Genomic DNA, 6,890 nt, shown 5'->3' with positions numbered 1-6,890 from the left:
GCCAATCCCGATGAGGATCAACTCTCGACCGGAGAGCCGTATGCGGGAGAACTGCACGTACGGTTCGGAGGGAGGGGAGGGCCTTGGCCCTTTCCTACCCCTATCAGCGATGCCGCGCCCCAGAAACGACAAGGCCGCCCGAGGGCGGCCTTCTGCGCGGGGAGGCGAAGCGACTCAGCCCGGCACCTTCTTCAGCATCTCCAGCCCGACCTTGCCTTCGGCGATCTCGCGCAGGGCGGTCACGCCGGGCTTGTTCTTGCTTTCGATCTTGGGCGCGTGGCCCTGGCTCAGCATGCGGGCGCGGTAGGTGGCCGCCAGCACGAGCTGGAAACGATTGGGGATCTGCTGCAGGCAGTCTTCGACGGTGATGCGGGCCATGTGAAATCTCCGGGGGCTAGAGGATGCCGAGGGCCTGGAAGGTGGCGCCACGGGCGCGGCGCTGGGCGGCGTACTTCAGGCGTTGGGCATGAACGATCGCTTTCAGGTCAAAAAGCGCGCGCTCAAATAACTCGTTGATTATAACGAAGTCGAATTCCTTGGCCTGCGCCAGCTCGGTCACCGCATTCTGCATGCGGGTGTCGATCACGTCGGCGCTGTCCTCGCCGCGGCGCTCCAGGCGCGAGCGCAGTTCGTCCAGGCTGGGCGGCAGCACGAAGATGAGCACGGCGTTGTTGAAGATGCGCTGGATCTGCAGTGCGCCCTGCCAGTCGATCTCCAGGATCACGTCCGACCCATGCGCGATGCGGTCCTCGATGGCCTTCTTGGAAGTGCCGTAGCGCCGGCTGTGCACATGCGCCCACTCCACGAAGGCGTCTGCCAGCACCATGCGATCGAATTCCTCGTCGGAGACGAAGAAGTACTCGCGGCCATGCTTTTCCTGGCCGCGCGGGGGGCGGGTGGTGTGCGAGACCGAGGGCAGCACGCGCGAATCCAGCTCCAGCAGCGCCTTGACCAGGCTCGACTTGCCGGCGCCGCTGGGGGCCGCCACCACGAACAGGTTTCCCGGATAGTCCATGCGAAAGTTTACCGGGTCGGGCCCGCCGGCCCGACGGGCGGGCCCATCAGCGCCGCCAGGAAGGGTTGCGTGCCATGCTGGCCGGCCCATGCCTCGGCCACGCTGCGGGCGCCGAGGCGCAGGCCCTCATGCTGCTCGCGCGCGGTGGCGATGGCCTGCAGGATGGCGGCGGGCTCCTGCGCGGCGAAGGTGACGCCCGCGCCATGCGCCGCAAGCCAGCGCCCTGGCGCGGTGCCAGCGGGCGCCACCACCGGAATCCCGCGCGAGACGGCATCCCACACCACACCGGAGCCCATGGCGCGATAGGCCAAGGGGTCGTAGGGCGCCACCACCAGATCGCAGCCGGCCATGGCAGCGGGCAGGTCGTCGACGTACCCCAGGACCTGCAGGCGTCCGGGCATCGGCTGACGCGGGCTCACGCGGCCCGATGCGTCCTGCAGCACCACCTGCCAGCCGTCCGCCAGCAGGCGCGTGACGAGCGTGTCGAGCAGATGCAGGCCCTTGCGCGGGTTGTGGTCACCGAAGAAGCCAAGGGTGCGCGGCGGCGACTGCACGGGCGCGAGGGCGGCTGGCTCCACCATCACCGGCAGTTCCGGCAGGCTGGCGCCCAGCAGCGGCTCGAACAGCGGGGCCAGTTCGCGCACCGTCACGCCCAGGCGCACGGGCAGGCCGGCGGCCGCCACCAGCTGGGCGCCGTGCCGCCAGGCCATGGGCGCCAGCGGCGACAGCATCTCCGGCGGGAAGTGGATGCACCCGGCGACCGGTGTGCGGACCCGTGCGAGGCCGATGGCCACCAGCTGTTCCGCTGTCAGCGTGGGCCACAGCCAAAGGTCCGCGGGCGGCAGCGCGGCCAGGCGCGCGGGGAGGCCCAGCAGGGAGGCCGTGTAGTGCGCGAGCGGGCCGCTCACCGGGTCCAGCTGGGCCGCGTCGGTGTACGGGCTGATGCGGAACAGCGGCACCACGCCCGCATGCGGCGCCAGCGCCGCGCGCACGTCCGGCGTGGCGTCGTGGTGGATGAAGGCCTGCACGGCATGGCCGGCCGCGGCCAGGGCAGCCAGCAGGCGGCGTGCCCAGTCGAAATGGTGGCCGGGCCGGCCGATGAGAGCGGGATCGACGTAGTGGATGCGCAAGGGCCGGATGCTAAGGCAGTCCGGCCGCGCCCTTCAGCCGATGAACTGCAGATCCAGATCGCCGTGGGCGTAGATCACCACGCCGGTGTCCGTCTCGGTCAGGCGGTGGCCGGTGCCGGCGGGCGCCAGCTGGTAGTCGCCCGCGCGCAGCAGCACGTCGTCGAGATACAGCTCACCCTGGACCATGAGGCATTCCTCGTCGTGGCCGTGGCTGTGATTCGGCACCATCGCGCCGGGATCGGTGTAGTACAGCATCGCGGCCTCGCCGTCGCGCGTCCACAGCACGCGCCGGCGGATCCCGGGGCCGTAGTCGGGCCAGGGCGCGCCGGCATCCCGCACGGTGAGCGGCTGGTCGCCCGGCTGCGCGGGCAAGGGCGACTCGCGCAGGAACAGCAGGGCGCCATCGGCCGATGCGACTGGCCGCGCCGGGTGGCCCGCGGGCACGACGTGGAAGTCACGTTCCGCCAGTGTCTCGCCGCCCACGGTGGCCGTGCCGCGCAGCACCAGCCACTCATGGTGGATGCCGGCATCCGGGCCGTGCCACTGGCTGCCGGGCGCCAGCTCGATCAGGCGGGCGGCCAGCGGCTCGCCGGGGCGCAGCGGCCGCGCGGCATCGTGCGTGTGCAGCACCAGCACGCGCACGCCGGGTGCCACAGGCGTGAACGGCGTACGGTCCGCGCGCACCGTCTGCATGGGTGCGGCGGCAGCGGCGGAACCGGCCACGCGCCGGGCCAGGCGGTCACGCAGGGCCGGGGGCGGGGCATCGGCGGCCTCCTGGGCGCGGGCGAGCAGCGCCAGCAGTTCCGGCGACAGGGCATCCCGCACCGGATCGGGCGGGTCCAGCATCGGCAGGGGGGACAGCGGGGGACGCATGGCGAATCCTCTTGATTCAGGTGGCCGACGCCATGAAGGGCTCGCCACCCAGCCGGTCGCGCAGCGTGATCAGCGCCCGGCGGATCTGCGACTTGACGGTGCCCAGGGGCAGGCGCATCTGATCGGCGATCTCCTCATGGCTCAGTCCGCGCATGAAGGCCAGCGAGACCAGCTGCCGCGGCTGCGGACCCAGCAGCATCAGCGCCTGGTGCAAGTCGGCGTGCTGGCGTGCCAGTGCCAGCAGTTCGTCGGCAGGGGGCGAGGTGGCGTCGGCGACGGCGGGTGCCTCCTCGGCATCCAGCGAGTCGGCGGCGAAGCGGGCTTCATGCCGCAGGGCATCGATGGCGCGGCTGCGGGCAATGGCCAGCAGCCAGGTCATGGGGCGGCCGCGGGTGCTGTCGTAGCGCACGGCCTGTCGCCAGACCTGGAAGTAGGCGTCTTCCACCACCTCCTCGGCCAAAGCGTCGTTGCGCACGATGCAGCGCACGAAGCCGTACACGCGGTGCACCGTGGCGTCGTACAGCGCGGTCAATGCGCGCTCGTCGAGGTCCACGATGGCCAGCAGCCAGGCCGTGAGCTGGCGGTCCCGTTCGCGCGCGGCCTCGTCTTCGGGCGCGGCTTCGGCGGCCAGGGGCAGGTCGGCCTCCGGCGGCAAGTCGGCCTCCACGGGCGGCCCGGCGGCCGGGTCGGTGGCGGCGGATTCGAGGGCCGGGTCCATGCGGGCGGATCACTCCAGTAGGTCGTCGAAGCCGGGAATGGCGCCGCGCAGGAAGATCAGCGCGCCCGTGTCGGTGTGCACCTGCGCATGCAGGGCACCCGCATGCGCCAGATGATAGCCCCCGGACTGCACGGCATGCTGCGTGCCGACCCGGATGCGGCCGCTCACGACCACGCACTCCTCATCCACCCGATGCCGGTGCGGCGGCAGGCTGGCGCCGGGCTGCAGCTCCAGCAGGTACGAGAGCACGCCGGCCTGCTCGCGCAGCACCTTGATGCGCACGCCCGGCAGGAAAGGCTGCCACTCGCCGTCCTGCGCGTCGATGGTGAGGTGCGTGGCATCCGCATCGGCCACGCGCGCCAGCAGCCGGTGCCGCATGGCACGGGCCCGTGCGGGCGGGGGTGGGCGCAGCGTCAGGTCCATGGTGAAGGGTGTACGCGGGCGCGGCGCGGCTGGATGCAAGCCCGCTGCGCCCGCTCGGGCATGCATCCCGGGCCAGCGCCGCCGACGTAAGGCTGCCGTGTTCCAACCCCACGAGGAGAGACCATGACCCGCTTCGCCGAAGTCGTGCATCACGAATGGATTGCCGCCGCGCCTGCCCAGGTGCGCGCGCAGTTCGCCGATCTGGATCATCACGTACAGGCCAACGTGCACCCCAAGCTGCGTTTCGAGGTGCTGGAGCGGCGCCCCGACGGCGCGCGCTTCGTGCAGGAGGTGAGCCTGCTGGGCATCCTGCAGCGGGACGTGTTCGAGCGCCGCATCGCGGCCGACGGCAGCATCGACGATCTGTCCGTGGAAGGCTTCAACCAGGGTGGCAGCCTGCGGTTCCGCTTCGAGCCGAAGGCGCGCGACGGGCAGGCCGGCACCGAGGTGGCGATCACCATCCGCCTGCCGCTGCCGCCCGTGATCGGCCCGGTCATCGAGCCGCTGCTGCGCTGGCAGGTGCGCAAGGAGGTGCAAGCCGCCGCGCTGGAGGACAAGTTCGATCTGGAGCAGCGGGGCTATCCGGCCGCCGCGCCGCGCATGGTGGCGGCATGAGCCGCACGGCCGTTCCGAAGGCGAATCCCGCAGTCCGCAGGACGGAGGGTAGTCCAGTGAGCGGCGTGCGCATCGCTACGCGTGCCGCCGCCGCAGGGGACGTGACGCCCGCGCGCCGCGGCCCGAGCTTCGACCTGGTGAGCCACTGGCGCATCGACGCACCCGTGCAGGCGGTGTGGGCGGCCCTCACCGAGCCCGCCTTCTGGCCCTACTGGTGGCCCTACGTGCGCGGCGTGCGCACGGTGCGCGCGGGCGGCGCCGACGGCGTGGGCGCCATCCGCCGCATCGACTGGCGCACGCGCCTGCCGTACAGCCTGGCGATCGAGGTGGAGGCGGTGGAGTGCGTGCCGAACCAGCTGCTGCGCGGCCGCTCGCGCGGGCAGCTGCAGGGCGAAGGCCTGTGGCTGCTGCGGGAGGATGGTGGCGGCACTCACGTCACCTACTACTGGCGCGTGACACCCGCGACACGCTGGATGCGCTGGCTGACCCCGCTGCTGGCGCCGTTGTTCCGCTGGAACCATGACGCCGTGATGCGCGCCGGCGAGGCGGGCCTGCGGCGGCACCTGGCGGAACTGCAGGCCGAGGCGCGGCCCGCCGAAGCGATGCGGTAGGCTTGGCAGTCGTTGATCGACTGCCTGGTCCCATGACCCCTGAAGCCGCCTCCGCCGAAGCCCTGTTCGCACAGGGGGCGCAGGCGTTGCAGGCGGGTGATGCCCAGGCGGCGCGTGTCGCCTTCGAGCAGGCGGCCCAGGTCGTCGGCCCGAGCGCGCGGAGCCAGATGGCCATTGGCATGTGCGACTACCTGCTGGGTGATCCGGCGGCGGCCCTGGCCCGCTTCCGCGAGGCGCTGGCGCTGGACCCCGCCCACATCGACGCCCGTTCGATGCAGGTGCTGGCGCTTGCCAGGCTGGGCCACGCCGAGGAGGCCCGCACGCAGATCCAGGCCGTGGCCACGCAGCTCGGTGGCCCCGCGGTGCTGATCGGCACCTTCCTGGCGCGGATGGTGGAGCTGCGTGACGCGCAGGCGCTGGTCTCGGCCACGCAGGCGTGGCGTGCGGCCTTCCCCGCATCCGTCGCGCCGCTCGCCGCGCACGCCACGGCGTTGCAGGAACTTGGGCGTGAGGCCGACTACCAGGCGCTCATGGCCTTCGGTTCGCTGCTGCGCGTGACGCGGCGGTTTGACCAGCAGGTGTCGTTCACCGGTACCACCGCGCTGAACCCGGCCCTGTGCGAGAGCATGGAAACAACAGCGCGGGTGGATGTGGTGCGCGAACGCAAGACCACCCAGCGTGGCGAGCAGACGGTGCACCTCGATCCGCAGGTTTCACCGGCGATGGAGGCCCTCTTCCAGCGACTGCACGAAGCCATCACCGAACACGCGGACCGGGTCACCGCGGTCGCGCCCGACCACGAGTGGGTGCGCATGCGGCCCGCACGCTGGACGGTGCGCGCCTGGGGCGTGCTGCTGGACGAGGGCGGCCACCAGAACCCGCACATCCACCCCGCTGCCTGGCTGAGCGGCGTGTACTACCCGCGCATGCCGGCCGATGCCGTGGGCGCGCAGCCGCCAGCCGGCTGGCTGGAGATCGGCCGCGCCAGCCCCTATGCCTACACGCGACCCCCCGCCAGCCTGCAGGTGCAGATGGTGCGGCCGGAAGAGGGGACGCTGGTACTGTTCCCGTCGTACTACTGGCATTCCACCGGGCCGGCGGCGGCGCCGGGGCGGGTGAGTCTGGCGTTTGATGTGGTGGGAGTCGGCGGGTGAACGCGGGAACGCTGGGGTTGCGCTGCGCTCCACCCCAGCCTACGCGAACAACCGTAGCCTGGTATTCATAGGCTGGGGTGCAACCCCAGCGCTTTCAGCTGCGCGCCCGCCTCTCACTCCAGGTTCTGCACCTGCTCCCGCATCTGCTCGATCAGCACCTTCATGTCCACCGAGATGCGGGTCAGCTCCAGCGTGGCGGACTTGGAGCCGAGCGTGTTGGCCTCGCGGTGCAGCTCCTGGATCAGGAAGTCCAGGCGCTTGCCGACCTCGCCGCCCTTCTTGAGCAGGCGCTCGATCTCGTCCAGGTGCGCGGCCAGGCGCGTCAGCTCCTCGGCCACGTCGATGCGGATG

General features: G+C 71.6%; 10 protein-coding genes. 3 read left to right on the top strand and 7 right to left on the bottom strand.

Annotation, left to right across the window (positions count from 1 at the left end):
- Positions 1-174: 174 nt before the first annotated feature.
- The 6 genes from rpoZ to ACE3T5_RS20540 are packed head-to-tail and all read right to left on the bottom strand — an operon-like array spanning position 175 to position 4,159.
- A complete protein-coding gene (gene rpoZ / locus ACE3T5_RS20565; RefSeq protein WP_374669977.1) occupies positions 175-378 on the bottom strand; it encodes a DNA-directed RNA polymerase subunit omega in 204 nt (67 codons plus the stop codon).
- 16 nt (positions 379-394) lie between these two features.
- On the bottom strand, positions 395-1,015 hold the full coding sequence (gmk, locus tag ACE3T5_RS20560; protein ID WP_374669976.1) for a guanylate kinase: 621 nt from the start codon (positions 1,013-1,015) through the stop codon (positions 395-397).
- An 8-nt stretch (positions 1,016-1,023) separates the two neighbouring features.
- Positions 1,024-2,145, bottom strand: coding sequence for a glycosyltransferase family 4 protein (locus tag ACE3T5_RS20555; RefSeq protein ID WP_374669975.1), 1,122 nt, complete (start codon positions 2,143-2,145; stop codon positions 1,024-1,026).
- 33 nt (positions 2,146-2,178) lie between these two features.
- Positions 2,179-3,018 carry a cupin domain-containing protein gene (locus ACE3T5_RS20550; protein WP_374669974.1) on the bottom strand — a complete coding sequence of 280 codons (840 nt, stop codon included), beginning with the start codon at positions 3,016-3,018 and terminating at the stop codon, positions 2,179-2,181.
- Positions 3,019-3,034: 16 nt separating this feature from the next.
- A complete protein-coding gene (locus ACE3T5_RS20545) occupies positions 3,035-3,736 on the bottom strand; it encodes an RNA polymerase sigma factor (protein ID WP_374669973.1) in 702 nt (233 codons plus the stop codon).
- 9 nt (positions 3,737-3,745) lie between these two features.
- Positions 3,746-4,159 carry a cupin domain-containing protein gene (locus ACE3T5_RS20540; protein WP_374669972.1) on the bottom strand — a complete coding sequence of 138 codons (414 nt, stop codon included), beginning with the start codon at positions 4,157-4,159 and terminating at the stop codon, positions 3,746-3,748.
- A gap of 123 nt (positions 4,160-4,282) precedes the next feature.
- On the opposite strand from ACE3T5_RS20540, the gene ACE3T5_RS20535 reads away from it, so the two are divergent.
- The 3 genes from ACE3T5_RS20535 to ACE3T5_RS20525 all read left to right on the top strand — a co-directional run bounded on the left by ACE3T5_RS20535 (position 4,283) and on the right by ACE3T5_RS20525 (position 6,539).
- Entirely contained in the window at positions 4,283-4,774 is a 492-nt protein-coding gene (locus ACE3T5_RS20535; RefSeq protein ID WP_374669971.1) for an SRPBCC family protein, read from the top strand.
- A gap of 65 nt (positions 4,775-4,839) precedes the next feature.
- Positions 4,840-5,385: an SRPBCC family protein gene (locus tag ACE3T5_RS20530; RefSeq protein WP_374669970.1), complete on the top strand. Its 546-nt coding sequence runs from the start codon at positions 4,840-4,842 to the stop codon at positions 5,383-5,385.
- A gap of 32 nt (positions 5,386-5,417) precedes the next feature.
- Entirely contained in the window at positions 5,418-6,539 is a 1,122-nt protein-coding gene (locus tag ACE3T5_RS20525; RefSeq protein WP_374669969.1) for a putative 2OG-Fe(II) oxygenase, read from the top strand.
- A gap of 113 nt (positions 6,540-6,652) precedes the next feature.
- On the opposite strand, the gene ACE3T5_RS20520 is transcribed toward ACE3T5_RS20525, so the two are convergent.
- Positions 6,653-6,890, bottom strand: a 238-nt coding sequence (locus tag ACE3T5_RS20520; protein ID WP_374669968.1) for an endoribonuclease YicC domain-containing protein, incomplete at its 5' end; no start/stop codon positions are given.

The organism is Ramlibacter sp., assembly GCF_041916345.1.
In the GTDB taxonomy this organism is placed as follows: Bacteria; Pseudomonadota; Gammaproteobacteria; order Burkholderiales; family Burkholderiaceae_C; genus Ramlibacter.
This window is presented reverse-complemented; position numbering and strand designations above follow the sequence as displayed.